Below are 23,465 nucleotides of genomic sequence, written 5' to 3'. Positions count from 1 at the left end.
GAGCGTGTGGTCCCGGTGTTCACTGCTCGCCGTCAGCGCCGGCACGGCGCCGGCCGGTCGTATCGAAGTCGAACCCGAACAGCGAGAGAACCACCAGGAGGATGGCGCCGCCCACCACCGACGGGTCGGCGACGTTGAACACCGGCCACCATCCGACCGACAGGAAATCGACGACGTGGCCGCGCAGCGGCCCGGGCGAGCGGAAGAACCGATCGACCAGGTTGCCCATCGCGCCGCCCAGGATCATGCCCAGTCCGAGGGCCCACCACGGTGAGACGAGGCGACGCCCCATCCAGATGATCCCGATCACCACACCGGTGGCCACCAGCGTCAGCACCCAGGTGTAGCCGGTCGCCATCGAGAACGCTGCCCCCGAGTTGCGGACCAGCGTCCAGGTCACGGTGTCGCCGATGATCGAGACGGGCTGTCCGGGAGTCAGCAGCTCGACGGCAAGGATCTTGGTGACGATGTCGGCCACCAGCACGACCGCGGCCACCCCCAGGAGCAGGCGCAGCCGCCGGCGCGGGGGTGCGTCCGCCGCCGGCGGTTGCGCGGCATCGCCGGTCGCCGGTTCGGCCGGGCTGGAGGATTCGTCAGTCACGCCGTCCATCATCGCAAAGAGGCGATGGGGAAGAATCCAGCCATGGCCCGCCTCGTCGTGATCGCCACCGGCGGCACCATCTCCACCAGTGCCGATGCCGACGGTGTCAAACGCCCCACCCGTTCCGGAGCCGAGCTGACCACCGACATCGACACCGACATCGACGTGGTCGAGGCGATGCGCAAGGACAGCTCACAGCTGGTTCCCGCCGACTGGGACGTCATCGGTGCCGCGGTGCACGACGCGGCGCGGGCCGCCGACGGCGTCGTCGTCACCCACGGCACCGATTCCCTCGAGGAGACCGCGCTGTGGCTGGCGTTGACCTACTCCGGCGCCACGCCCGTGGTGCTGACCGGCGCCCAACGCAGCGCCGACGCCCCGGACGCCGACGGCCCCGCCAACCTGCGTCAGGCGCTGGCCGCGGCGGCCGATCCGGCGATGCGAGGCGCTGGTGTGGTGGTGGCGTTCGCCGGCGAAGTGTTCGCGGCACTCGGGCTGACCAAGGTGAGCACCGACAGCGACCAGAGCTTCGCTGGGCGTGCGCCGGACGTGCGCCCTTACCTGGGGGCGTTGCGCGCCGCCGACGCGCCGCGGGTCGACATCGTGGTCGCCTACCCCGGCGCGGACAGTGCCGCACTCGACGCGTACGTGGCGGCCGGGGCGCGCGGTGTGGTGATCGAGGCGATGGGTGCGGGCAACGTGGGCACCGCGCTGATCGACGGTGTGCGGCGGCACTGCGCGAACGGTGTCGCGGTGGCGGTGGCGACGCGGGTGCCCGGCGGCCGGGTCAACGCCGGCTACGGCCCTGGCCACGACCTGGTCACCGCAGGCGCGATGCTGGTGCCGACGCTGCGGCCGCCGCAGGCCCGGGTGCTGCTGATGGGGGCACTGGCCGCCGGTTCACCGGCCGCCGACATCCTCGCCCGCTGGGGCTGACTCGGTGCCGAGCCGGGCCACGAAGTCCGGCCAGTCGAGGCTGTCCACCGGGTTGGCCCTCGCCAGCGCCGGGTCGTCGCCCCGGAAGGTGCGGGCGATGCCGGGGCCGTGCGCCCTGGTCTCGAAGCGCACGGTCATCACCCCGTGCCCTGCTCCCTGAACCCAGCCGTGCCCGTACTCGGCGTGGGTCACGTCGTCACCGATCCGCCACGCGGGTGCGGCGGCCGCCACGTCGGACAGGGTGGCCGGCACCCCGCCGTCGGAGGTCTCCTCCATCGCCAGCTCCGGGTCCGTGAACAACGGTTCCTGCCGCACCTCGGTCAGGCCCGAAAACCCCACGCCGACAAGGCGAACCGGGCCGATCTCCACCGGGTCGAGCAGCAGCTTGCGCGCGGTGCCGATCAGCGTCGCAGCCTCGGTGGTGGCATACGGCAGCGTCGCCGACCGGGTGAGCGTGCTCATGTCCGAGCGCTTCAGCTTGACCGTGATGGTGCGCGCGCCGCGGCCGTCCTTCTCCAGCCGGCGGTGCGCGTGATCGCCGATCGGCCCGATTGCCTCCCGCAGCTGCGCCAGCGTGATCAGGTCTTCGGCGAACGTCGACTCGGCACTGATCTGCTTGGCAGGCGCGTTCTCGGCCACCGGCCGATCGTCGACACCGCGCGCCAGCCGGTGCAGCGCAGGCCCGATCGTGGCGCCCAGCACGTCGGCCACCTCGGCTTCGGTGAGCGCGGCCAGCGCGCCGATGGTGTCGATGCCCAGCCGGTGGAGTCTGTCCTCGGCCACCGGGCCGATGCCCCACAGCCTGCGCACGGGCAGACCGGCCAGCAGCGACACCTCCTCGTCGCGGTCCACCACCCGCACGCCGTCGGGTTTGGCCAGGCCCGACGCGATCTTGGCGATCTGCTTGCCGGAACCGGCGCCCACCGAGGCCACCAGGCCGGTCACCTCGCGCACGTCGGCTCGCAAGCGCTGGCAGAAGGCCTCGACCTCAGCGGCGCGGGCGCCCGCGAGCTCGACCGGTTCCCCGAACGCTTCGTCGTACGAAAGCTGTTCCAGAACAGGCACTTTGGCCCGCACTGTGTCGAACACCCGGCGACTGGCCAGCCCGTAGACCACCCCGCGGGGCGGCAGCACCACTGCGCCCGCGCCGACGAGGCGGCGGGCCTGATGCATCGGCATCGCCGACCGCGCGCCGAACCGGCGCGACTCGTAGCTGGCACCGGCCACCACCCCGCGCCCACCGAGACCGCCGACGAGTACAGGCCGGCCGCGCAGCGTGGGCCGCGTCAGCTGCTCCACCGACGCGAAAAACGCGTCCATGTCCAGGTGCAGGACCCATCGCGCGCCCACACCGCTGACTGTAGGCGGCTAGCGTTGGCGATGTGCACGACGTACCGATCCGCGACGAGACGATCCGCCTCGGCCAGTTCCTGAAGCTGGCGAACCTGATCGACACCGGCGCCGACGCCAAGGGTGTGATCGCCGACGGATTGGTCTCGGTCAACGACGCGGTCGAGACGCGCCGCGGTCGCCAGCTGCGCCCCGGGGACGTGGTCACGTTCGGCGGGCAGAGCGCACGGGTCGGCTGACCCTTTAGACCTTGGCGAGGCTGACCCGCACGCCGTCGCCGATCGCCACTCCCTCCGGCAAGGCCTCGGTCCCGACGAACGAGAAGTCCGTGGCCAGGATCTCGCCGGCGATCAGCTCCGCGTGCGCGTGCGCCCACTGCTCCTTGTCGGCGGGCACCGACATCACGACCCTGATGCGGTCGGAGACGTCGAGGCCCGAGGTCTTGCGCAGTTCCTGCAGCTCGCGAATGCGGTCCTTCGCCCAGCCCTCGGCCTCCAGTTCCGGGGTGAGCGTGCCGTCGAGCACCACCAGGCCCGCGCCGTCGGGCAGCGCGGCGGTCCACTCCGGATCGGCCGCGACAAGCCGCGAGGTGAACTCCTCGGGCAGCAGCACCGCGGGCCCGGCGGTCAGGGTGCCGTCGGCGTTGAGTACGCCCTCCCCCGCCTTGACCGCCTTGATCGCTGCCTGCACGTCCTTGCCGATGCGGGGGCCCGCCGCCCGCGCGTTGACCGCGAGCTCGAAGCGGCCGTGCGCGGCGATGTCGTCCGTCAACTCCACCGCCTTGACGTTCAGCTCGTCGGCGAGCAACTCGCGATAGGCCGCCAGCCGCTGCGGATCGTCGACCGCGACAACCAGTTTCGGCAGCGGCAGGCGCACCCGCAGCTTCTTGGCCTTGCGTAGCGAGGACCCGACCGAGGCGACTTCGCGCACCAGGTCCATGTCGGCGACCAACTGCGGGTCGGCAGGCAGCAGGCCCGCCTCCGGCCAGTCCGTGAGGTGCACCGACCGCTCGCCGGTGAGGTCGCGCCAGATCCGCTCGGTGGCCAGGGGCAGCAGCGGCGCCGCCAGCCGGCACGTCACCTCCAGCACGGTGTGCAGCGTGTCGATGGCGTCGCGGTCTTCTTCCCAGAATCGCGAGCGCGACCGCCGCACATACCAATTGGTCAAGGCCTCGGTGAACTGGCGGAGCTGGTCGCACGCCACCGAGATGTCGCAGACGTCGAGGCTCACCGTGAGCTCGTCGCGCAGCACCGCGAGCTTGGCCAGGATGTAGCGGTCGAGCACATGCGTGGAGTCGGTTCGCCACGTGCCCTTCTGCGGGGCGTAGAGCGCGAGGAACGAGTACGCGTTCCACAGCGGGAGCAGGACCTGCCGAACCCCTTCACGAATGCCCTGCTCGGTGACCACGAGGTTGCCTCCCCGCAGGATCGGCGACGCCATCAGGAACCAGCGCATCGCATCCGAGCCGTCCCGGTCGAACACCTCGGTGACGTCGGGATAGTTGCGCAGCGACTTGCTCATCTTCTGGCCGTCGTTGCCGAGCACGATGCCGTGGCTGACGCACGTGCGGAACGCAGGCCGGTCGAACAGGGCGGTGGCCAGCACGTGCAGCGTGTAGAACCAGCCGCGGGTCTGGCCGATGTACTCGACGATGAAGTCGCCCGGGAAGTGCGACTCGAACCAGTCCTGGTTCTCGAACGGGTAGTGCACCTGTCCGTAAGGCATCGAGCCCGAATCGAACCACACGTCGAAGACGTCTTCGATGCGCCGCATCGTCGAACGACCTGTCGGGTCGTCGGGATTGGGCCGGGTCAAGTCGTCGATGTAGGGCCGGTGCAGGTTGTCGGGGCGCACTCCGAAATCGCGCTCGAGCTCGTCGAGGCTGCCGTAGACGTCGACGCGAGGATAGGCCGGGTCGTCGGACTTCCACACCGGAATCGGGCTGCCCCAGTAGCGGTTTCGGGAGATCGACCAGTCGCGGGCGCCGGAGAGCCACTTGCCGAACTGCCCGTCCTTGACGTGCTCGGGATACCAGGTGATCTCCTGGTTCAGCTCGACCATCCGGTCCCGGATCTCGGTCACCTTGATGAACCACGACGAGACCGCCCGGTAGATCAGCGGATTCCGGCAGCGCCAGCAGTGCGGGTAGGAGTGCTCGTAGGTGTCGTGACGCAGCAACACCGCGCCGCCCACCGCGGCGGGGCCGGTGCCGTTCTTCAGATCGCGGATGATGTGCGGGTTCGCCTCGAAGACGTGCTGCCCCTGGTAGTCGGGCACGGTGGCGTCGAAGCGTCCTCGCGCGTCGACCGGGGTGACGGCTTCGATCCCGCCCGCCGAGGCGGTGGTCATGTCGTCCTCGCCGTAGGCCGGGGCCATGTGCACCAGGCCGGTGCCGTCCTCGGTACTCACGAATTCGGCGGGCAGAACGCGAAACGCGTTGGGAGAGTCCATGAAGTACGGGAACGGCGGAACGTAGGTGACGTCGAGCAGGTCGCGGCCGGTGTAGGTGGCGAGCACCGCCGGCTCGTCACCGAGCTCACGCGCGTAGGCGCCCAGGCGCGCCTCGGCGATCACGTAGCGCTGCCCGTCATGCTCGACGACGACGTAGGTCACCTCGGGATTCACCGCGACGGCCTGGTTCGACGGGAGGGTCCACGGCGTGGTGGTCCAGATCAGCAGGTGCGCACCCACCAGATCAGGGACGGGTCCGCCTGTGATGCGGAAGCCGACGGTCAGGGCCGGATCCTGCCGACTCTGATAGACGTCGTCGTCCATCCGCAGCTCGTGGCTCGACAGCGGCGTCTCGTCGTTCCAGCAGTACGGCAGCACGCGGTAGCCCTCGTAGGCAAGTCCCTTGTCCCACAGCTGCTTGAACGCCCACAGCACCGACTCCATGAAGCCCAGATCGAGGGTCTTGTAGTCGTTGTCGAAGTCCACCCAGCGGGCTTGGCGGGTGACGTAGCTGCGCCATTCGCCGGTGTACTTGAGCACCGACGCCCGGCACGCCTCGTTGAACTTCTCGATGCCGAGCTCTTCGATCTGAGCCTTGCTGGAGATGCCGAGCTGGCGCTGCACCTCGAGTTCGGCGGGCAGCCCGTGGGTGTCCCAGCCGAATCGCCGCTCGACCTTGTATCCACGCATCGTGCGGTAGCGCGGCACGATGTCTTTGACGTAGCCGGTGAGCAGATGACCGTAGTGCGGCAGACCGTTGGCGAACGGCGGACCGTCGTAGAAGACGTACTCCTGCGCACCGTCGCGGCGGGCGATGCTGGCACGGAAGGTGTCGTCCCGGTCCCAGTATTCGAGGACGTCGAGTTCCAGACTCGGGAAATCCGGCGATCCACTCGCCGGCTTGGGGTACGCGCTCACCGTCGGTCTCCTGTGCCACAAACCAGGCACGGGGACGACGTCGCGCGGTGCGCGAGCGCCGCGGTACCACCCCGCTTGCGCACCCTGTGGTGCGCCGCTCATTCACAGGCTGTGACGGGCCCACCCGTTCGGGTCTACTGGGCGCTGGGCGCCGTTCTTCCGAAGGCTCCCCGGTGATGGCCGGATCGATGCCGCTGGCCGCCAGTCTAGCCGGGACAGTTACAGCGGCGCGCCGGCGTCGGAGGTGATCTCGATCAGCGCGAGGCCGAACTGCTCGGCCATCTCTTCGACCGAGTAGCCGTCCAGGCGGCACGCGTCGTAGGTCCAGTCGACCTGCAGGGCGTCGCCGATACGGCGGATGTCCACCTGCAGTGCGACGGTGTCCGCCGCGGCCCCGTCCACCGTCAGGGCGATCTCGGCGGGCGAGTGCGGATGCCCGGCGCCAGGCAGCAGAGAGTTGTGCGCCCCCTGCAGCATCTCGCTCGGGCCCATCGGCCATCCCGCCGCGCACAGCAGCGTGACCGGATGAACAGGGGCCATCGCTGCGCTGCGGAGTGCCACCGCGATCGCACCGTCGCCCCGGGTGTGGCCGAACGTGCGCCCCAGGGCTGCGAGCAGGATTTCCTCCACTCGCACACCGAGCCACTGCGCTGCCCCGTCGAGCTCGGCAGCGAGTTCGCTCGACGGAGCGCTCGAGTGGGTGCAGCGCTGGGACGACGCCGAGGGCGCCGGGGCCCGGTCGAAGACGTCCAGCGCTATCGGCGCCGCAGCGAGCAAGGGGTGCTTGACCTCGTCAGGCAGGAAGGGAGCGACCATGCAGCTAACCGTAGCGCGGTTGTCCCAGAATTGGGAGACTGCTCCCAAAACTGTGACGGCCGTGTCAATTAAGAAAACTCTGATCTGTTTGCCCGCAGGGCTGCCTTGTCAGCCGCCTTCGGTTTACAGTGGTCACGTGCCCCGGACAGACGAGAACGGCAGACAGCTCAAAGCCCTGCTCGACTACCTGTTGGACGGGGAGATCGACGCGAAAGACATCTACGACGCTCTCGGCACATCCAGCAGCACGTATTACCGGCGCATCAAGGAAGCCGACTACCCGAACGCCGAAGAGCTCCGCCGCGTCGCCGATCGGTTCGACCTCAGCTACCCGGATCTCCAGATCCAATTCGGCCTCATGACCCGGCACGAGATATTCACCTATGTCGAGTCGGCCCGCGCTGCGGTGGCGACCCGCCAGACCGTCGCGACCCAACAGACCGTGGCACCCGCGTCCACGCAGCGTCGACCTCGGCTGTCCGAGCTGACGCCGCGTCTCGACGCCCCGCCTCTGTAAAGACAGCCTCCGATGGCCGTGGCGACCCTGATCGCGATCACACTCTTGTGCATCGCGTGGAGCTTGTGGATTCGGCGTGTGACGTGGTCCTGCCGCTGGGAACTGGCCGCGACACTCAACATCGCGCTTCAGGGCATCGCCGTGCTGTTGATGTCGCCGTGGGCATCCGAGACCGTAGGCCACTGGCTGTATTCACTCACCGGTAAGTGGAACGTGGAGGACTACCTCGGCCACGACGCCTACATCGTGGCCGCCTCGGCGGTGGTCTACAACACGCTCGGCAGGCTCGAGACCGACCACGCCATGCACCAGAGGTTCAAGCAGTTCGTCGAGCGGCCCGCGACGCTGTGCATCCCGCTGCTGCTGGCGGCGTTCTGGCTCGGCAACGGTGCCACCATCTACCGACCCGACTTCTTCGAAGTGCCGACCGACCTGTGGCTGAACCTGTACTGGCTCCTGCTGTGCGGGATGCTCATCTATCTGCTCGCCTACGGGTCACGCGCGCTGCTGATCCTGCGCACGGATCCGCGATCCCGCCACATCGCCAACATCTACCTGTTCGCCTCCGCGATGGGCATCATCGCGTGCGTGGTGCGCATCGTGACCGCGCTCATCCCCACCCTGCAGACCGTCCAGGGCAGCACGCTGGTGTGGGTCTTCGCATGTGCGTGCGGCGCCGGTTTCGCACTGACCTCGGCGCATTCGTGGCGGCTCCGCACGAAATGGTTCACCCGCGCCGGCACCTGAGCGGCATCCGGGCATCCGGGCAAATGTGGCGCGCACCGATCCCGGGGTGAGGCTCACCGGCCCGTCGTCTATCCACTGAGCGAAAACGGCGATACCATGACGCGGGCATCGGACGGGGAATAGTCGCTTCCGCACCGGAGCCCGGCGACGGCGTGGACCGCGATTGCAGTGTTCAGCAAACAGCACTGACCCGCGTCGCCACCCTCGGGGGTGCGCTCAGACAGCCGCGGCGGTGACGTCGGTGAACGGCGCCCCGAAGTCGGGCACCGGCCGGTATCCCCTGCTGCGGGCAACCGCCGCACCCCGCCGGATCAGCGCCGCTGTGGTCACGAAACCGGCCTGGTCGCTGACCACCAACGGGGTCAGCAGCCGGTTGTGTACGAAGCCGAAGGCCAGCCCGCGTTCCGGGTCCGCCCAGCCGAGCGAGCCGCCCAGGCCGACGTGCCCGAACCCCGGCAGAATGCCGAACAGCGGAAGGCTGTGATACCCGAGATGGAACGACAGCGGTATGACGAGGCTGTGATCGGGACGCAGGCTCCGCCTGCCCACCAGTGCTGCCGCCGTCTCGCGGGACAGGAACTGCTTGCCGTCGATGCACCCCTCGTTGGCGATCGCACCGTACATGCGCGCCAGTGCGCGGGCGGTGGCCACACCGTTGGCCGCGGGGATCTCCCCGTCGAGCAGCGGGGTGTCGCCCTGGACGAACGACTTGACGCCCGGGAAGTACATCGCCCCGAAGCCCGCCGAGATCGGCAAGGCCGCCACATGCGGCGCGACGAGGTTGAACAACGGATTCTGGAGTTTGCTCTGCGGGCCGATGATGCGGGCCGGCTGCGTGGGCGCCTGCACCGGCGGACGTCCGAGATGCAGCCCGTCGGTGTTCAGAGGCGCCGCGACCTCGCTGCGGATCAATTCCCGCATTCCGGTTCCTGTGACCGAGCGCGCCAGCCCGGACAGCAGCCAGCCGAAGGTGAACGCGTGGTAGGCCGGTCGGCCCCTCAGCCAGCTGGCAGGCGCTGCGGCGAGCCGTTCCTCCATCGCGAAGTGGTCCATCAGGTCATTGCCTGCGGCCCCGTTGAGATGTGACAGACCTGCCCGGTGGCGCATGGCATCGCGCACCGTGATCTTCGATTTGCCGTTGGCGCCGAACTCCCGCCAATACTCCGAGACCGGCGCGTCGTAATCGATGAGGCCGCGGTCGGCGAGCCGGTGGATGACCGTGGCAGCAACACCCTTGGTCGCCGAGAACACCATGGGCGCCGTATCGGCGGTCCAATGCCGCCGGCCCCGGCGGTCCGACCAGCCGGTCCAGACGTCCACGACGGGCTCGCCGTTGAGATAGACCGCCAGCGCGCCGCCGCCGAAGCGCCGATGCGGGAACATCTGCTTGAACGCCCTGACCGCCCACGAGAAGGCGGGGTCTGCAGCCCCCTGCACCCCGTGGGGAAGCGCATCGTCGCGCCCACCGAAATCACCGCTCGTCACAATGCAACGAACATACTCCGCGGTATGGCAAAGCGGTGCGGAGTTACCGATTCGTTAATCTAACGATTTGCCGGTCGCTCGGCGATGTCCAGGATCTGCTGCGCAGCGAGCGTCGGCGTCAGCTCACCGTCGCGCACCGCACGCTCCACCTCGGCGCGGCCAGCCCGGACCTCGGGGTGCGACAACACTCGGTCGAGGACGGCGTCGCGCACCATCGACCACGTCCATTCCACCTGCTGGGTACGCCGCCGCGCGTCGAACTCTCCGGCGTCGGTCAGCACGTCCCGGTGCCGCAGCACCGTCGCCCACATCTCCTCGAGACCGGTGCCCTCCAGCGCGCTCATCGTGAGCACAGGCGGGCGCCACAGCGTCTCGCGGGGATAGAGCAACCGGATCGCACCGGCCAGCTCACGTGCTGCCGCCTTTGCCTCGACAGCGTGTCCGCCGTCTGCCTTGTTCACCACGACGACGTCGGCTAGCTCCAGGACGCCCTTCTTGATGCCCTGCAGCGAATCCCCCGTGCGCGCCAGCGTCAGGAACACGAACGTGTCCACCATGTTGGCGACGGTCACCTCGGACTGCCCGACCCCGACGGTCTCCACCAGGATCACGTCGTACCCCGCCGCCTCCAGCAGCACGATGGTCTCCCGGGTGGCCTTGGCGACCCCGCCGAGCGTCCCCGAGGTCGGCGACGGACGGATGTAGGCGTCCGGATGCACCGCCAAGCGCGCCATGCGGGTCTTGTCGCCGAGGATCGAGCCCCCAGTACGTGTCGACGACGGGTCGACGGCCAGCACCGCGACCCGATGCCCCTGCTCGATCAGGTACATGCCGAGCGCTTCGATGGTCGTCGACTTGCCCACCCCGGGAACCCCGGTGATGCCGACGTGTAGCGCGCTACCCGCCTCGGGCATGAGCTCGAGCAGCAGCTCCTGGGCGCGTTCCCGGTGATCGGCGCGGGTCGACTCGACCAGCGTGATCGCCCGCGCGAGCGCGGAGCGGTCACCGCCGCGCAGCGCTGCAGCGAGTTCGACGGGTGAGCTCATCTAGCTCAGCGTGTAGCCCAGGCGCTCGCCGAGCTTGTTCAGCAGACCGATCGCGGCGTCGGCGATCACGGTGCCCGGTGGGAAGATCGCCGTGGCACCGGCGTGGTAGAGCTCCTCGAAATCACCTGGCGGAATGACCCCGCCGACGACGATCATGATGTCCGGCCTACCGACCTCGGCCAGCGCATCGCGCAGCGCGGGCACCAGCGTGAGATGTCCCGCCGCCAGCGACGACACCCCGACCACGTGCACGTCGTTGTCGGCGGCCTGGCGCGCCACCTCCTCCGGCGTGGAGAACAACGAACCGACGTCGACGTCGAAGCCGATGTCGGCGAATGCCGTCGCGATCACCTTCTGTCCGCGGTCATGACCGTCCTGGCCCATCTTCGCGACCAGGATGCGAGGCCTGCGGCCATCCGCCTCGGCGAACTTCGCCACCAGTTCGGTGGCGCTACTGACGTTGCTGGCCATGCCCACCTCGTCCCGGTACACGCCGGCGATCGTCCGGATCTCGGCCTGGTGCCGTCCGTACACCTTCTCCAACGCGTCGGAGATCTCACCGACTGTCGCCTTGGCGCGCGCGGCGTCGATCGCCAGTGCCAGCAGGTTGTTACCCAGGCCGTCATCTCCGGCGCGGCCGGACGCCGCTGCGGCACGTGACAATTCGTCGAGCGCGGCTTGCGTGGCGGCATTGTCACGCTCGGCGCGCAACGACTCGAGCTTGGCGATCTGCTCGGCACGAACCCTGCTGTTCTCGACCTTGAGGACCTCGATCTCGTGATCCTCGTCGACCTGGTAGCGATTGACTCCGATCACCGTCTGCTGGCCGGAGTCGATGCGTGCCTGGGTGCGCGCGGCGGCCTCCTCGATACGCAGTTTCGGGATGCCCTCGTCGATCGCCTGGGCCATACCGCCGTGCTCGGCGACCTCACGAATGTGCTCGCGAGCCTTCTCGGCGAGCTGATGGGTCAGCCACTCCACGTAGTACGAGCCGCCCCAGGGATCGATCGGGCGGGTCGTGCCGGACTCCTGGGCCAGCAGCAGCTGGGTGTTGCGGGCGATACGCGCCGAGAAGTCGGTGGGCAGCGCGAGCGCCTCGTCGAGGGCGTTGGTGTGCAGCGACTGGGTGTGCCCCTGGGTGGCGGCCATCGCCTCGACGCACGTGCGGGCAACGTTGTTGAACGGATCCTGGGCGGTCAGCGACCAACCGGACGTCTGCGAATGAGTGCGCAGCGACAGCGATTTCGGATTCTTCGCGCCGAACTCGGCCACCAGCTCGCTCCACAGCAGCCGCCCGGCGCGCAGCTTGGCGACCTCCATGAAGAAGTTCATCCCGATGCCCCAGAAGAAGGACAGCCGCGGCGCGAACTTGTCGATGTCCAGCCCGGCGTCGAGGCCGGCCTTGAGGTACTCGACGCCGTCGGCCAGCGTGTACGCGAGCTCGAGATCGGCCGTGGCCCCAGCTTCCTGGATGTGATAGCCCGAGATCGAAATGCTGTTGAACTTGGGCATTTTCACGCTGACGTAGCCGAAGATATCCGAGATGATGCGCATCGAGGGCTTCGGCGGATAGATGTAGGTGTTGCGGACCATGAACTCTTTGAGGATGTCGTTCTGGATGGTCCCGGCGAGCTTCTCCGGCGGCACACCCTGCTCCTCGGCGGCCACCACGTACAGGGCGAGGATCGGCAGCACCGCACCGTTCATCGTCATCGACACCGACACCGACCCCAGGTCGATGCCGTCGAAGAGCTGCCGCATGTCCAGGATGGAGTCGATCGCCACGCCGGCCATGCCGACGTCACCGGCCACCCGGGGGTGGTCGGAGTCGTACCCGCGGTGGGTCGCCAGGTCGAAGGCCACCGACAGGCCCTTCTGGCCTGCCGCGAGGTTGCGGCGGTAGAACGCGTTCGATTCGGCGGCGGTGGAGAACCCGGCGTACTGCCGGATGGTCCAGGGCTGGTTGACGTACATCGTCGGGTAGGGCCCCCGCACGAACGGCGGCAGGCCCGGCAGGCTGCCCAGCGGGTAGCCCGCCGCGGCGACGTCTTCGCGATCGGCGGCGATGTAGACGGGTCTGACGTCGATACCCTCGGGGGTGGCCCAGTCCAGCTGCTCGGCGGTGTAGCCGTGCGCTTCGGCCGCCGCGACAGTGGCTTCTGCGACCTCGTCACGCGTCGATGCGGCGAAGTCGCCGGCGGCGTGCAGCGGGATGTCGGCGAAACTCCCAAGCTCGGTGCGCTTCTCAGTAGCGGTCATGTCATGCCCCCAATCGGGTCAGCAGATCCGAAAGAACGGACACCGCATCGATCTTCGCGGTCACGTAGCCGTCGGGCTTCGGGTCGGCGTCGGCGACCGCCTTCTCCGGCCCTGCCATCAGGATGTGACGCACCCCGGCGGCGCGGGCCGCTGCCACCACGGCCGCGACCTCCTCCCCGTAACGGGCGTCGGTGCCACAGAGGATCGCGACATCGGTCGAACCCGCCGCGGAGAGCGCGGCCGCGACGCCGTCGGCCGTGACCGTTCCGGGGTTCACCACGTCGATCCCGCCGGCGGCGAGCAGATTCGCCGCGAACGTGGTGCGGATGTTGTGCTCGGCCAGCGGACCCAGCGGCAGCAGTACCGCGGCGGGCCGAGCCCCGGTGCTGGCCAGGTACGCATCGGAGCGATCACGCAACGCTTCGAAGTCCGCGGCGTACCGATGCACGGTCGGCAACGGATTACCTTGCGGCAACGGCACTTCGGCGAGATTGGGGAACTCGTTGACGCCGGTCACCGCTGTGCGGCGATGGGCGATGTCGACACTGCGGTCCTGGGCGACGTCGGCGATGCGGGCGCGCACCTGCTCGCGTGCGGCTTCGAAACCACCGCCGGCTTCGATCTCTTGGAAGTGTCGCCACGCCGTCTCGGCGACGCTGCGGGTCAGGTCCTCGACGAACCACGAACCGCCGGCCGGGTCCAGCACGCGCCCGAGATGGGATTCCTCGAGCAGGAGCAACTGGGTGTTGCGGGCGATGCGCCGCGCGAAGGTCCGCGCGGTGCCGGGATATCCGCCGTCGATCGAAACGTCGAACGGATGCACCAGAACGGTGTCTGCTCCCCCGACGCCGGCGCCGAACGCCGCCACCGTGGTGCGCAACATGTTCACCCAGGGATCGCGCTGAGCCATCATCGGCAGCGACGTGACCGCGTGCACCGTCGCCGCACCGGCCTCAGGCGCGCCCGCCACCTCGGCCACGCGGGCCCAGAGTTGGCGCACGGCACGCAGTTTGGCGATCGTCATGAACTGGTCGTCGTCAGCGGCGACCCGGAACGCGATCTGGCGCAGCGCGGTCGCGACCGGCAGGCCGGCATCGAGCAACGCCCGCAGGTACGCCACACCCGCGCCGATCGCGGCGGCGAGCTCCCAGGAGGCATTCGCGCCCAGGTCATGCAGCACCGTTCCGTCGACGGTGACCGCGCGCACGTGCCCGTCGAAATCCTGGGAAGCTGCCACGGCGACGGCGGTCACGTCGGCCAGGGTGGGCGCGGCGCGATCGGCCAGCGGCGCGGTCAACGGATCACCGCCGAGATCCACCGACAGGCGGGACCGCTGGTCGTCGTCCAAGCCGGCCAGCATGCCGAGCAGCGCATCGGCAGTCGGCCGGTAGGCTTCGCCGTCGGCCAGCTCGACGACGACGGGCACCAAGTCCAGGTAGACACCGGAGAGGACGCCGGCCAGGTCGGCGGGGTCGATGGCGCCTCGACCGGATTGGCCGCCCACGCGCAGCGACAGAGCGCTGACGCCCTCGGTCAGTCCGAGCAGGATCGCACCGTTGACCTGCTCGACGCCCGACATCTCGGCCGGGAACGCCTCGGCGACCTTCCAACCCGATTTGACGTCACGCAGGGCGTCACCGCCGCGGACGAAGGGCCAGCGACCCGGCAGCGCCGGTTCAGCCAGCTCGTCGGCTTCGGTGTAGAGCGGGCGAATCGCGAAACCCTCATAGGTGTCGGAGTCGAGCAACCGCTCCGGCTCAGCACCCAGCTCGGCCGGATCGCGGCGGCTGGCCTTGGCCAGAACACCCGCTACCGCAGAACGCCATCGGTCGACATCGCCCGTTGTCTGCACAGCCATCAGGCTAAATGATGTTCCTCACGTCGGTGCCGAGAGGTGATCACGGCCCTACCCGTAGGGTGGAAAGCCGTGAAACCCGTCGTCAGCGCGCTACGCACCGTGCCGGCGACCGTGCTCGCCACCCTGCGCACAATGCCTCGGACCCGCCTCCTGGCCATGGTCTGCACGGGTGTGATCCTCGTCGCAGTTGTGGTGCTGGTACCGCTGCCCACCGCCGTGCAGCTGCGCGACTGGGCGACGTCGCTGGGCGCCTGGTTCCCGCTGGCGTTTCTGGCCGCGCACATGGTGGTCACCGTGTTCCCGTTTCCCCGCACGGCGTTCACCCTCGCAGCGGGCCTGCTGTTCGGGCCCTACCTGGGCATTCCGCTAGCCGTCGTGGCGAGCACGCTGAGCGCGGTCCTCGCTGTGCTGTTGGTGCGCGCCGCGGGCTGGCAGCTCAGCACGCTCGTCAGCCACCCGAAAGTGGACGCGTTGGACACCCGGCTGCGCGAGCGCGGCTGGGTCGCCGTGATGGCGATGCGGATGATCCCCGCAGTCCCGTTCTCGGTGCTGAACTATGCGGCGGGCGCCTCGGCGGTGCGGCTGGCGCCCTACACCCTGTCGACCATCGTGGGCCTGCTGCCGGGCACCGCGGCGGTGGTCATCCTCGGCGACGCATTGACCGGCAACGTCAGCCCCATGCTGTTCGTCGTGTCGCTGTGCACGGCCGCACTCGGGGTGGCCGGACTCATCTACGAGGTGCGGTCCCATCGGCGCGCGGCGGCCCCTGAACCGTCATCGCCGAGAACACCGCCAGCAGCGACGACGCCGCCACCAGCCCCGGACTCCAGTCCTTTGCCCTGATGTGGGCGCCGACGGCCAGCGAGAAGTACACCGTCAACATGAAGGTGGTCAGCCGCGCCAACGCCGGGATCCGGTACACCGACAGCAACCCGACCGCGGATGCGGCCTTGACCACCGGCAGCACCGGCCGCACGTTCTCGGGCAGACCCACGGCGTCGAGCGCCGCCCGCACAGGCGGGATCGGGCCGATGCACGCCACCGCGTCGCCGGCCTGCATCGCGGCCAGCGCCGCATAGGCCCGCCGCGAATGCAGCACCGATGCCACGGTCACTGCTCAGGAGCGCCGTGCCGCGGCGCTGCGGGCTGGGTGTATTCGGTCGCCGGTGGCTGTGCCTGTTGCGACAGCGGCGGATACTGCGGCCCGGACCCGAGCGAGCCCGCGACGGGTGTGCGCGCCTCGGCGACCGCCTGGGCCACCGCCTGTGCGATCTCCGGATCGGTCTGGGTGTTGAACCAGTCGGCCACTTCGGCCGAGTCGTCCTCCGGCTTGGCCAGGCCGTCCTCCACCGGGGAGGGCTGGTATCGGAACACGCCGTCGTCGCCGGGAGCGCCGAGCAGCTTGGTGAAACCCTGCAGCGCCGAACCGAAGTCGCTGGGCACCACCCACACTTTGTTGGCCTCACCCTTGGCCATCAGCGGAAGCGTCTGCAGATACTGGTACGCCAGCAGCTCGGGCGTGGGCCGGCCCGCCTTGATCGCGGCGAACGTCTTCTCGATCGCCTTGGCCTGACCCTGGGCCTGCAGGTACTGGGCGGCGCGTTCACCCTGCGCGCGCAGCATGCGGGACTGACGGTCGGCCTCGGCGGCCAGGATCGCGGCCTGTTTGGCACCCTCGGCCGCCAGGATCTGTGCCTGCTTCTGACCTTCGGCCTGCTTGATCGAGGCTTCCCGATTGCCTTCGGCAGTCAGGATCATCGCGCGCTTCTCCCGGTCGGCGCGCATCTGCTTCTCCATCGAGTCCTGAATGGAGGGCGGCGGATCGATGCTGCGCAGTTCGACCCGGGCGACGCGCAGCCCCCACCGGCCGGTGGCCTCGTCGAGGACGCCGCGCAGCTGCCCGTTGATCGAGTCGCGCGAGGTCAGCGTCTGCTCGAGGGTCATCCCACCGACGACGTTGCGCAGCGTGGTGGTGGTGAGCTGTTCGACGCCGACGATGTAGTTGCTGATCTGGTAGACCGCTGCCTGGGGGTTGGTGACCTGGAAGTAGACGACCGTGTCGATGTTGACGGTCAGGTTGTCCTCGGTGATCACCGGCTGCGGCGGGAACGACACCACCCGCTCCCGCAGGTCCACGCGGGCGCGGATCTTGTCCACGAACGGCAGAAGCAACGTCAACTGTCCCGACACCGTCTTGCTGTACCGGCCCAGCCGTTCGATCACCGCGGCCTCGGCCTGCGGAATCAGCGCCACCGACTTCGCGACGATGATGATCGCGAAGACCACCAGCACTCCGAGCAGGACCAGGCCTGCCACCGCACCTTCCACCGGGGACTCCTCACTCAACCGATCTTGGACACGACCGCGGTGGCGCCGTCGATGTGCACGACGGTCACCTGGTCGCCAGGTTCATAGACATCGTTCTCGTTGTACGGGCGCGCCGTCCAGATCTCCCCGGCCAACTTCACCTGGCCGGCATCTCGGGCCACGCGATCGAGCACCAGCGCGCTCTTGCCCTCCAGGGCCTTCACCGGTTCGGGCAGCCCCGTGCCGGAGTTCAGACGCCGGCGCAGCGCCGGGCGCACCCCGACGAGCAGCAGCACCGACACCACGAGGAACACCAGCCCGTCGGCCCACACCGGCCAGTCCAACAGCCAACTCGACCCCGCGGCCGCCAGCGCCCCACCGCTGAGCATCAACAAGAACAGATCACCCGTCAGCGCCTCGGCGCCAGCCAGCGCCAGCGCTGCGATCAGCCAGATCAGCGGTACGGGCATGATGAAAGCCTAACGTGCGACCGGCTCGAAAAGCGGCTAACAACTACACTGCAGCCATCATGTGGTGTCCCAGTGCAACGCTTTCGGTATGGGCCAACTCCTGGCTGGCCGGAGTCGCCGCGCCCGACGACGTGTTGGATGCGTTATCCCAATGGACGCAATCACATTCGGTCACGGCCTACGACTCCGTCGCCGCGGACCGGACCGGGCTCCCGTGGCCTGATCTGGACAACGCCGGCGTGATGTCGCTGCTGCAGACGATGCGGATGGTGGCCCGACCGGCGAGCGCGCAGCCGGCGATCACACTCGCCCTGCCGGTACCCGGTGACGTCCGGGGCCTCCCGCCGGGCAGTCAGTTCGGCCGCGACGCCATCTCTGCCGGCGAGGCCATCATCGTCGGGGATGCCCGGGCTGCGATCGGAGTGGTGCCTGACTTCGAATACCCCGACGAGTACCCAGATCCCGTCGACGAGGACGAGGTCGAGCTGGAGCTCTGCGGCCTGTCCTGGACGGTCTACTCGCTGGACTCCGCGCCGGTGAACGCGCACACCGACCTCGGTGAGGCCGAGTACGGTCTGCGCGACGCCGTCCGGTCGGCCGCCGACGCCCTGGTCGCCCTGCGGGCCGGGGCGACGGGCGCCGATGTCGCCGATCCGCGCCGGCTCGTCGAACAGGTACTCGAATCCACACGCGCGCACCGCATTCCCGACCACGCGCCCGAGCGGGCGGTGCGGGTGCTGGAGAACGCGGCGCACGTCGACGCGATCATCACCGTCAGCTCGGGGCTGCTGCCCATCGGGCAGAGCTCGTCTGAGGTGCAATTGGCCACTGATGCGCTGCGTCCGCTGACCGCGGTGGTCCGCTCGGCGCGACTGGCCGCCGTCGACGCGATCCTGCAGTCGGCCTGGCGCCCCTAGGAGCTGCAGTACGGGGTGCACAGTGCGCCGTTGACGCTGCACCCGTAGCCCGGCACCGGATCCGGTCCGTCGACGCGCGCCGCAGGCAACTCGCGAACCAGTTCGTCCATCAGATCCACAGCCAGGCGCGCGAACCGCGGACTGCTGTTGGGAGTCGTGGCGCGCGCCAACGCGATCCCGGCCGCCTCGGCCTGCTCAGCCAGTTCGCTGTCGAGATCCCACACGACCTCGATGTGGTCGGCCACGAAGCCGACAGGGCAGACGATCACGGCCTTCGTGCCCGCCTCGGCGAGGGTGTCGAGGTGGTCACCGACATCGGGTTCCAGCCACGGCACCTGCGGCGGGCCCGACCGCGACTGCCACACCTGATCGAAATCGGCGTAGCCGGCGGCGGCCGCGACCAGCCGGGACGTGTAACCGACCTGACGCTCGTAGAGGTCCGGGCCGCACCGGTTGGCCGCACGCAGCGGAATCGAGTGCGCCGTGAACACGAGGCGCGCCTCGGCGCGCAGCTCCTCGGGCAGCGTCGCGGCGGCGTCTCGGATCGCGTCGGCGAACATCTCGACCAGCAGCGGATGGTCGAAGTACTGACGCAGTTTGGTCAGCTGCGGGGCTTCCGGGCCTGCGGCGGCACGGGCGCGGGCGATGTCCTCCTGGTACTGCGTGCACCCGGAGTAGCCACCCCACGCCGACGTGGAGAACACCGCGGCACGACGAATCCCGTTGTCGCGCATGTGCGCAACGGTGTCCTCGACGAACGGGTCCCAGTTGCGGTTGCCGAAGTAGACCGGAATGTCCGTGCCGCGACGGGCCAGCTCGGCCTCGATCGAGGTGATCAGATCGCGGTTGATGCCGTTGATCGGAGACACGCCGCCGAAATGCAGATAGTGCTCGGCGACGCTGGCCAGCCGCTCGCGCGGGATGCCGCGGCCCCGGGTGACGTTCTCCAGGAACGGCATCACCTGCTCGGGACCCTCGGGTCCGCCGAAGGACAGCAGCAGCAGTGCGTCGAAGGGATGCGTGCTCACGTTGACCGGTTCCTCGCGCAAGCGCTCGTCACAGCAGCTGGGTGCTCGCCCCGCCGTCGGCGAAGATGATCGTCCCCGTCGTCGCCGGCAACCAATCCGACAGCAGCGCGCACACGGTCTTGGCGACCGGCGTCGGGTCCTTCATGTTCCAGCCCAGTGGGGCCCGCTGGTCCCAGCCCTGCTCGAGCAGCTGCATCTGCGCGCCGGCCTCCTCGCCGAGCGCACCGCCGACGATCGCGCTCATGGCCAGCGTCCGGATCGGGCCGGCGGCAACGAGATTGGAACGGACGCCGACCTTGCCTGCCTCGCGGGCGACGAAACGGTTCACCGATTCGAGCGCGCTCTTGGCGACCGTCATCCAGTTGTAGGCAGGCATCGCCCGCGTCGGGTCGAAGTCCATGCCGACGATGCCGCCGCCGGGGGTCATGATCGGCAGCACGGCCTTGGCGAGCGAGGCGTAGGAATAGGCGGAGATGTGGATGCCCTTGGCGACGTCCTCGTAGGGCGCGTCGAAGAACGGGTTGATGCCCATGCCGGTCTGCGGCATGAAGCCGATCGAGTGCACCACCCCGTCGATCGTGTTGCCCTCACCGATCTCGGCGGTGATCCGGTCGGCGAGCGTGTCGAGGTGCTCCTGGTTCTGCACGTCGAGCTCGATCAGCGGCGCCGGGTTCGGCAGCCGGTCGGCGATGCGGCGGATCAGCTTCATCCTGTCGAAGCCGGTGAGCACGAGTTCCGCGCCGGCCTCCTGGGCGACCTTGGCGATGTAGAACGCGATCGAGCTGTCGGTGATGATGCCGGTGACGAGGATCCGCTTGCCTGCAAGAAGACCGGTCATTGTGGAGTCCTTCCCTACTTCTGTTCTCGTGGCCTTCTGTTCTAGTGGCCCATGCCCATGCCGCCGTCGACGGGGATCACCGCGCCGGCGATGTAGCTCGCGTCCTCGGACGCCAGGAAGCTGACGGCGCCGGCGACCTCGGCGGCGGTGCCGATCCGTTTGGCCGGGACGAACTCCAGGGCGCCCTTCTGGATGCGATCGTCGAGCGCACGTGTCATGTCGGTGTCGATGAAGCCGGGTGCGACGACGTTGGCCGTCACCCCTGCTTTGGAGAGCTCCCGCGAGATCGACCGGGCCATGCCGATCAGCCCGGCTTTGGCGGCCGCGTAGTTGGCCTGGTTGCCGATGCCCCACATGCCCGACACCGAGCCGATGAAGATGATGCGGCCGAAACGGTTGCGCTGCATGCTGCGCGACGCGCGCTGCACCACCCGGAACGCGCCGGTCAGATTCGCGTCGATGACCTCGGTGAACCGTTCCTCGGTCATCCGCATCAGGAACGCGTCCTTGGAGATGCCGGCATTGGACACCAGCACCTCGACCGCACCCTGATGCGCTTCGACCTCCGCGAACGCCCGGTCCACGGCCGCGCTGTCGGTGACGTCGCATTCGACGCCGAACAGGCCCTCGGGTGCGCCGGATCCCCGGTGCGTGACCGCGACCTTGTGCCCATCGGCGGCCAGGCGCTGCGCGATCGCCAGGCCGATCCCCCGGTTGCCACCGGTCACGAGGACCGAGCGGGAGACGAAAGCGGGACGGCCGTTCTCAGTGCCGTTTTCAGAGCCGTTCTCAGAGCCGTTCTGGGTGGGAGTGTCGCTCACCTGTTCGCTCCTCGAGTGCTCGCCATGACCGTCAACTTAATGCCTGGCCGACTCCACCCAGAAATCGGCACCGCTGTCAGAGAGGCATTCTGCGGTTGACGAGCAGCGCGCACAGAGCGGCGGCGGCGACCAACACCGTGCCCAGCCGCAGCCAGCCGGCGGAGGCGTCACCACGGGTGGTCTCGTAGCCGATCTGCGACTGCAGCGTGGTGTAGACCGTGTTCAGCTCGGCGAGGTTGGAGGCGGTGTATGCCTCGCCGCCGGCGAGTTCGGCGATCTTCTTGAGCATCGCGTCGTCGACGGGGACATCGACACGCTCGCCGTTGACCTCGACCGACCCGGTGGGTGTGCCGAACGCGATCGTCGAGATCGGCACGCCCTGATCCTTCGAGGCGCGGGCAGCGGTGTACGCGCCCTTCGGGTTGTCGGGGTTCGCGGGCACCGTCTCCTTACCGTCGGAGAACAGCACGATGTGCGCAGGCGGCGGTTCGTCCCCGCCGCCGATCACCGCGCCGACGGTGTTGATCGCGGTCAGCCCCGTCAGGATCGCCTCACCCGTCGCGGTCCGGTCGGCCACCTGCAGGCTGTCGATCGCCCGCTTGCTCGCGTCCCGGTTCGTGGTCGGCGAGACCAGCACCGTCGCCGTGCCCGCGTAGGAGATCACGCCGAGGTTGATGCCAGGAGTGAGCTCGTCGACGAACTTCTTCGACGCCGCCTGCGCGGCCGCCAGCCGGGAGGGCTCGACGTCTTTGGCCATCATCGACTGGGACACGTCGATCACCAGCATCACGACCGCCCGGTTCCGCGGGATCCGCTCGTCCTGGGTGGGACCTGCCAGCGCGATCGCGAACACCAGCAGCGCGACGGCCATCAGCGCGGGCGCCACGTGACGTCGACGACCGAGCCGCCGGACAGACACGCTGTCGAGCAGGTCGGTGTTCGCGAATCTCTGCAGCCGCTTGCGGGTCGAGATCTGCACCATGATGTACAGCCCGGCAAGCGCAAGAGCGACGACCAGGAACAGCGCCAACCACCAGAGATGCTGAAATCCCGTCAGCGACAAGGGGCCCAGCAGGGGAAGGGTCATCCGGGCAGCCTCCGATTCAGCAGCAGAGAAGCCAGCGCCGCACCGGCAAGGACCAGGGCCCCGATCCGCAGCCAACCCACACTGGCGTCGCCCTTGACGGTCTCGTAGCCGATCTGTTCCTGGAGGTTGGAGAACACGCCCTTGAGCTGCTCCAGCGTGGAGGCGGTGTAGGAGTCGCCCCCGGAGAGTTCACCGATCTTGGCCAGCATCTCGTCGTCGACCGGAACGGGTTGCCGTTGGTCGTTGATCTCGACGTAGCCGTACGGCGTACCGAACGACACCGTCGAGATCGGGACGCCCTGGTCCTTGGCGGTGCGAGCCGCGGTGTAGGCGCCCTTCGGGGCGTCGGGATTGGACGGCACCGTCTCCTTGCCGTCCGACATCAGCACGATCCGCGCCGGCGGCGGACCGTCGCCGCCGCCCAGCACCGCGCCGACGGTAGCGATGGCCTGCAGCGCGGTGAAGATGCCCTCGCCGGTGGCAGTCCTGTCTGCCAGTTGCAGCCGGTCGATCGCGCTCTTGGCCGCCTCCCGGTTGACGGTCGGAGACACCAGTACCGTCGCCGTGCCGGCGTAGGCGATCAAGCCGAGATTGATGCCGGGGGTGAGCTGGTCGGCGAACTGCTTGGCAGCCTCCTGGGCAGCCAGCAGCCGACTCGGCGCCACGTCGGTGGCCCGCATCGACTGCGACACGTCGATCACCAGCATGACGACCGCGCGGTTACGGGGAATCCGCACGTCGTGCGTCGGCGCGGCCATCGCGGTGGTCAACGACAGCAGCGCGAGCACCAGCAGGATCGCGGGCAGATGCCGCCAGCGCCGCGGCTTGACCGGGGCCACGGCCTCGAGCAGTTCCATGTTCGCGAACCGCAACATCCGGCGTTGGCGCCGACGCTGGACGATCACGTAGAACGCGACGAGCGCCGCGACCGCGATCAGGAACAGGAAGAACCAGGGGTGCTTGAATCCCGACAGCGAGATCGGACCGAGCAGGGGCAGAGTCATGCGAGGCGG

Annotated in this window: 22 protein-coding genes; 6 read left to right on the top strand and 16 right to left on the bottom strand. The window is 68.9% G+C overall.

Annotation, left to right across the window (positions count from 1 at the left end; genetic code table 11):
• Positions 1 to 19: 19 nt before the first annotated feature.
• Positions 20 to 601, bottom strand: a complete 582-nt coding sequence (gene lspA, locus ACZYYX_RS26905) for a signal peptidase II (RefSeq protein ID WP_463817881.1) — start codon at positions 599 to 601, stop codon at positions 20 to 22.
• A gap of 42 nt (positions 602 to 643) precedes the next feature.
• Here lspA and ACZYYX_RS26900 point away from each other — a divergent pair, with 42 nt between their 5' ends.
• Positions 644 to 1,537: an asparaginase gene (locus tag ACZYYX_RS26900; protein ID WP_463817879.1), complete on the top strand. Its 894-nt coding sequence runs from the start codon at positions 644 to 646 to the stop codon at positions 1,535 to 1,537.
• Here ACZYYX_RS26900 and ACZYYX_RS26895 read toward each other — a convergent pair.
• Positions 1,502 to 2,887 carry a DNA polymerase IV gene (locus ACZYYX_RS26895; protein WP_463817878.1) on the bottom strand — a complete coding sequence of 462 codons (1,386 nt, stop codon included), beginning with the start codon at positions 2,885 to 2,887 and terminating at the stop codon, positions 1,502 to 1,504. The two genes, ACZYYX_RS26900 and ACZYYX_RS26895, sit on opposite strands and share 36 nt — an antisense overlap.
• A 32-nt stretch (positions 2,888 to 2,919) precedes the next feature.
• Here ACZYYX_RS26895 and ACZYYX_RS26890 point away from each other — a divergent pair, with 32 nt between their 5' ends.
• Positions 2,920 to 3,126, top strand: a complete 207-nt coding sequence (locus ACZYYX_RS26890) for an RNA-binding S4 domain-containing protein (protein ID WP_463817877.1) — start codon at positions 2,920 to 2,922, stop codon at positions 3,124 to 3,126.
• Between the two features lie 4 nt (positions 3,127 to 3,130).
• Here ACZYYX_RS26890 and ileS read toward each other — a convergent pair whose 3' ends face one another.
• Positions 3,131 to 6,256, bottom strand: coding sequence for an isoleucine--tRNA ligase (gene ileS / locus ACZYYX_RS26885; protein ID WP_463817876.1), 3,126 nt, complete (start codon positions 6,254 to 6,256; stop codon positions 3,131 to 3,133).
• Between the two features lie 219 nt (positions 6,257 to 6,475).
• Positions 6,476 to 7,072, bottom strand: coding sequence for a hypothetical protein (locus ACZYYX_RS26880; protein WP_463817875.1), 597 nt, complete (start codon positions 7,070 to 7,072; stop codon positions 6,476 to 6,478).
• A 136-nt stretch (positions 7,073 to 7,208) separates the two neighbouring features.
• Between ACZYYX_RS26880 and ACZYYX_RS26875 the strand changes: the two genes are divergently transcribed.
• Together ACZYYX_RS26875 and ACZYYX_RS26870 are read left to right on the top strand one after the other, a co-directional pair.
• Positions 7,209 to 7,589, top strand: a complete 381-nt coding sequence (locus ACZYYX_RS26875) for an XRE family transcriptional regulator (RefSeq protein WP_463817874.1) — start codon at positions 7,209 to 7,211, stop codon at positions 7,587 to 7,589.
• Between the two features lie 12 nt (positions 7,590 to 7,601).
• Entirely contained in the window at positions 7,602 to 8,336 is a 735-nt protein-coding gene (locus ACZYYX_RS26870; protein ID WP_463817873.1) for a hypothetical protein, read from the top strand.
• 216 nt (positions 8,337 to 8,552) lie between these two features.
• On the opposite strand, the gene lipL is transcribed toward ACZYYX_RS26870, so the two are convergent.
• From lipL to mutA, 4 genes are read right to left on the bottom strand one after another with little or no spacing between them, the layout of a single operon-like run.
• A complete protein-coding gene (gene lipL, locus ACZYYX_RS26865) occupies positions 8,553 to 9,821 on the bottom strand; it encodes an esterase/beta-lactamase LipL (protein ID WP_463817872.1) in 1,269 nt (422 codons plus the stop codon).
• Between the two features lie 59 nt (positions 9,822 to 9,880).
• A complete protein-coding gene (gene meaB / locus ACZYYX_RS26860; protein ID WP_463817871.1) occupies positions 9,881 to 10,867 on the bottom strand; it encodes a methylmalonyl Co-A mutase-associated GTPase MeaB in 987 nt (328 codons plus the stop codon).
• Positions 10,868 to 13,126 carry a methylmalonyl-CoA mutase gene (gene scpA, locus ACZYYX_RS26855; RefSeq protein WP_463817870.1) on the bottom strand — a complete coding sequence of 753 codons (2,259 nt, stop codon included), beginning with the start codon at positions 13,124 to 13,126 and terminating at the stop codon, positions 10,868 to 10,870.
• 1 nt (position 13,127) lies between these two features.
• Positions 13,128 to 14,984 carry a methylmalonyl-CoA mutase small subunit gene (gene mutA, locus ACZYYX_RS26850; protein WP_463817868.1) on the bottom strand — a complete coding sequence of 619 codons (1,857 nt, stop codon included), beginning with the start codon at positions 14,982 to 14,984 and terminating at the stop codon, positions 13,128 to 13,130.
• Between the two features lie 69 nt (positions 14,985 to 15,053).
• Between mutA and ACZYYX_RS26845 the strand changes: the two genes are divergently transcribed.
• Complete coding sequence (locus ACZYYX_RS26845) at positions 15,054 to 15,827, top strand: TVP38/TMEM64 family protein (protein ID WP_463817867.1); 774 nt, start codon at positions 15,054 to 15,056, stop codon at positions 15,825 to 15,827.
• Here the strand turns inward: ACZYYX_RS26845 and ACZYYX_RS26840 are convergent.
• The 3 genes from ACZYYX_RS26840 to ACZYYX_RS26830 are packed head-to-tail and all read right to left on the bottom strand — an operon-like array spanning position 15,712 to position 17,761.
• Positions 15,712 to 16,044: a DoxX family protein gene (locus ACZYYX_RS26840; RefSeq protein ID WP_463818047.1), complete on the bottom strand. Its 333-nt coding sequence runs from the start codon at positions 16,042 to 16,044 to the stop codon at positions 15,712 to 15,714. The genes ACZYYX_RS26845 and ACZYYX_RS26840 overlap by 116 nt on opposite strands.
• Before the next feature lie 50 nt (positions 16,045 to 16,094).
• Positions 16,095 to 17,312, bottom strand: a complete 1,218-nt coding sequence (locus ACZYYX_RS26835) for an SPFH domain-containing protein (RefSeq protein ID WP_463817866.1) — start codon at positions 17,310 to 17,312, stop codon at positions 16,095 to 16,097.
• 14 nt (positions 17,313 to 17,326) lie between these two features.
• Positions 17,327 to 17,761, bottom strand: a complete 435-nt coding sequence (locus tag ACZYYX_RS26830; protein ID WP_463817865.1) for an NfeD family protein — start codon at positions 17,759 to 17,761, stop codon at positions 17,327 to 17,329.
• A 59-nt stretch (positions 17,762 to 17,820) separates the two neighbouring features.
• Between ACZYYX_RS26830 and ACZYYX_RS26825 the strand changes: the two genes are divergently transcribed.
• The gene (locus ACZYYX_RS26825; protein WP_463817864.1) at positions 17,821 to 18,678 is read left to right on the top strand and encodes a hypothetical protein; all 858 of its coding nucleotides are present in this window, start codon (positions 17,821 to 17,823) and stop codon (positions 18,676 to 18,678) included.
• On the opposite strand, the gene ACZYYX_RS26820 is transcribed toward ACZYYX_RS26825, so the two are convergent.
• From ACZYYX_RS26820 to ACZYYX_RS26800, 5 genes are all read right to left on the bottom strand, one after another.
• Complete coding sequence (locus ACZYYX_RS26820) at positions 18,675 to 19,637, bottom strand: ferrochelatase (RefSeq protein ID WP_463818046.1); 963 nt, start codon at positions 19,635 to 19,637, stop codon at positions 18,675 to 18,677. The genes ACZYYX_RS26825 and ACZYYX_RS26820 overlap by 4 nt on opposite strands.
• 97 nt (positions 19,638 to 19,734) lie before the next feature.
• The gene (gene inhA, locus ACZYYX_RS26815; protein ID WP_463817863.1) at positions 19,735 to 20,544 is read right to left on the bottom strand and encodes an NADH-dependent enoyl-ACP reductase InhA; all 810 of its coding nucleotides are present in this window, start codon (positions 20,542 to 20,544) and stop codon (positions 19,735 to 19,737) included.
• 41 nt (positions 20,545 to 20,585) lie between these two features.
• Positions 20,586 to 21,365, bottom strand: a complete 780-nt coding sequence (gene fabG1, locus ACZYYX_RS26810; protein ID WP_463817862.1) for a 3-oxoacyl-ACP reductase FabG1 — start codon at positions 21,363 to 21,365, stop codon at positions 20,586 to 20,588.
• Between the two features lie 76 nt (positions 21,366 to 21,441).
• Positions 21,442 to 22,452, bottom strand: a complete 1,011-nt coding sequence (locus tag ACZYYX_RS26805) for a VWA domain-containing protein (RefSeq protein WP_463817861.1) — start codon at positions 22,450 to 22,452, stop codon at positions 21,442 to 21,444.
• Complete coding sequence (locus ACZYYX_RS26800) at positions 22,449 to 23,456, bottom strand: VWA domain-containing protein (protein WP_463817860.1); 1,008 nt, start codon at positions 23,454 to 23,456, stop codon at positions 22,449 to 22,451. Before ACZYYX_RS26800 ends, ACZYYX_RS26805 begins: the two co-directional genes overlap by 4 nt.
• Positions 23,457 to 23,465: the final 9 nt, after the last annotated feature.

Source organism: Mycobacterium sp. IDUB_1, from assembly GCF_055419625.1.
Note: the sequence above shows the minus strand (reverse complement) of the source record. Positions and strands in the feature narration are given on the sequence as shown.

Bases quoted from the DNA above. Each gene is read 5' to 3' on its own strand.
- ACZYYX_RS26880 (WP_463817875.1), bottom strand. From the start codon at position 7,072: ATGGTCGCTCCCTTCCTGCCTGACGAGGTCAAGCACCCCTTGCTCGCT.
- mutA (WP_463817868.1), bottom strand. From the start codon at position 14,984: ATGGCTGTGCAGACAACGGGCGATGTCGACCGATGGCGTTCTGCGGTA.
- inhA (WP_463817863.1), bottom strand. From the start codon at position 20,544: ATGACCGGTCTTCTTGCAGGCAAGCGGATCCTCGTCACCGGCATCATC.
- ACZYYX_RS26800 (WP_463817860.1), bottom strand. From the start codon at position 23,456: ATGACTCTGCCCCTGCTCGGTCCGATCTCGCTGTCGGGATTCAAGCAC.
- ACZYYX_RS26840 (WP_463818047.1), bottom strand. From the start codon at position 16,044: ATGCAGGCCGGCGACGCGGTGGCGTGCATCGGCCCGATCCCGCCTGTG.
- ACZYYX_RS26820 (WP_463818046.1), bottom strand. From the start codon at position 19,637: ATGCCGTTCCTGGAGAACGTCACCCGGGGCCGCGGCATCCCGCGCGAG.
- ACZYYX_RS26805 (WP_463817861.1), bottom strand. From the start codon at position 22,452: ATGACCCTTCCCCTGCTGGGCCCCTTGTCGCTGACGGGATTTCAGCAT.
- ACZYYX_RS26870 (WP_463817873.1), top strand. From the start codon at position 7,602: ATGGCCGTGGCGACCCTGATCGCGATCACACTCTTGTGCATCGCGTGG.
- ACZYYX_RS26825 (WP_463817864.1), top strand. From the start codon at position 17,821: ATGTGGTGTCCCAGTGCAACGCTTTCGGTATGGGCCAACTCCTGGCTG.
- ACZYYX_RS26900 (WP_463817879.1), top strand. From the start codon at position 644: ATGGCCCGCCTCGTCGTGATCGCCACCGGCGGCACCATCTCCACCAGT.
- ACZYYX_RS26830 (WP_463817865.1), bottom strand. From the start codon at position 17,761: ATGCCCGTACCGCTGATCTGGCTGATCGCAGCGCTGGCGCTGGCTGGC.
- scpA (WP_463817870.1), bottom strand. From the start codon at position 13,126: ATGACCGCTACTGAGAAGCGCACCGAGCTTGGGAGTTTCGCCGACATC.
- meaB (WP_463817871.1), bottom strand. From the start codon at position 10,867: ATGAGCTCACCCGTCGAACTCGCTGCAGCGCTGCGCGGCGGTGACCGC.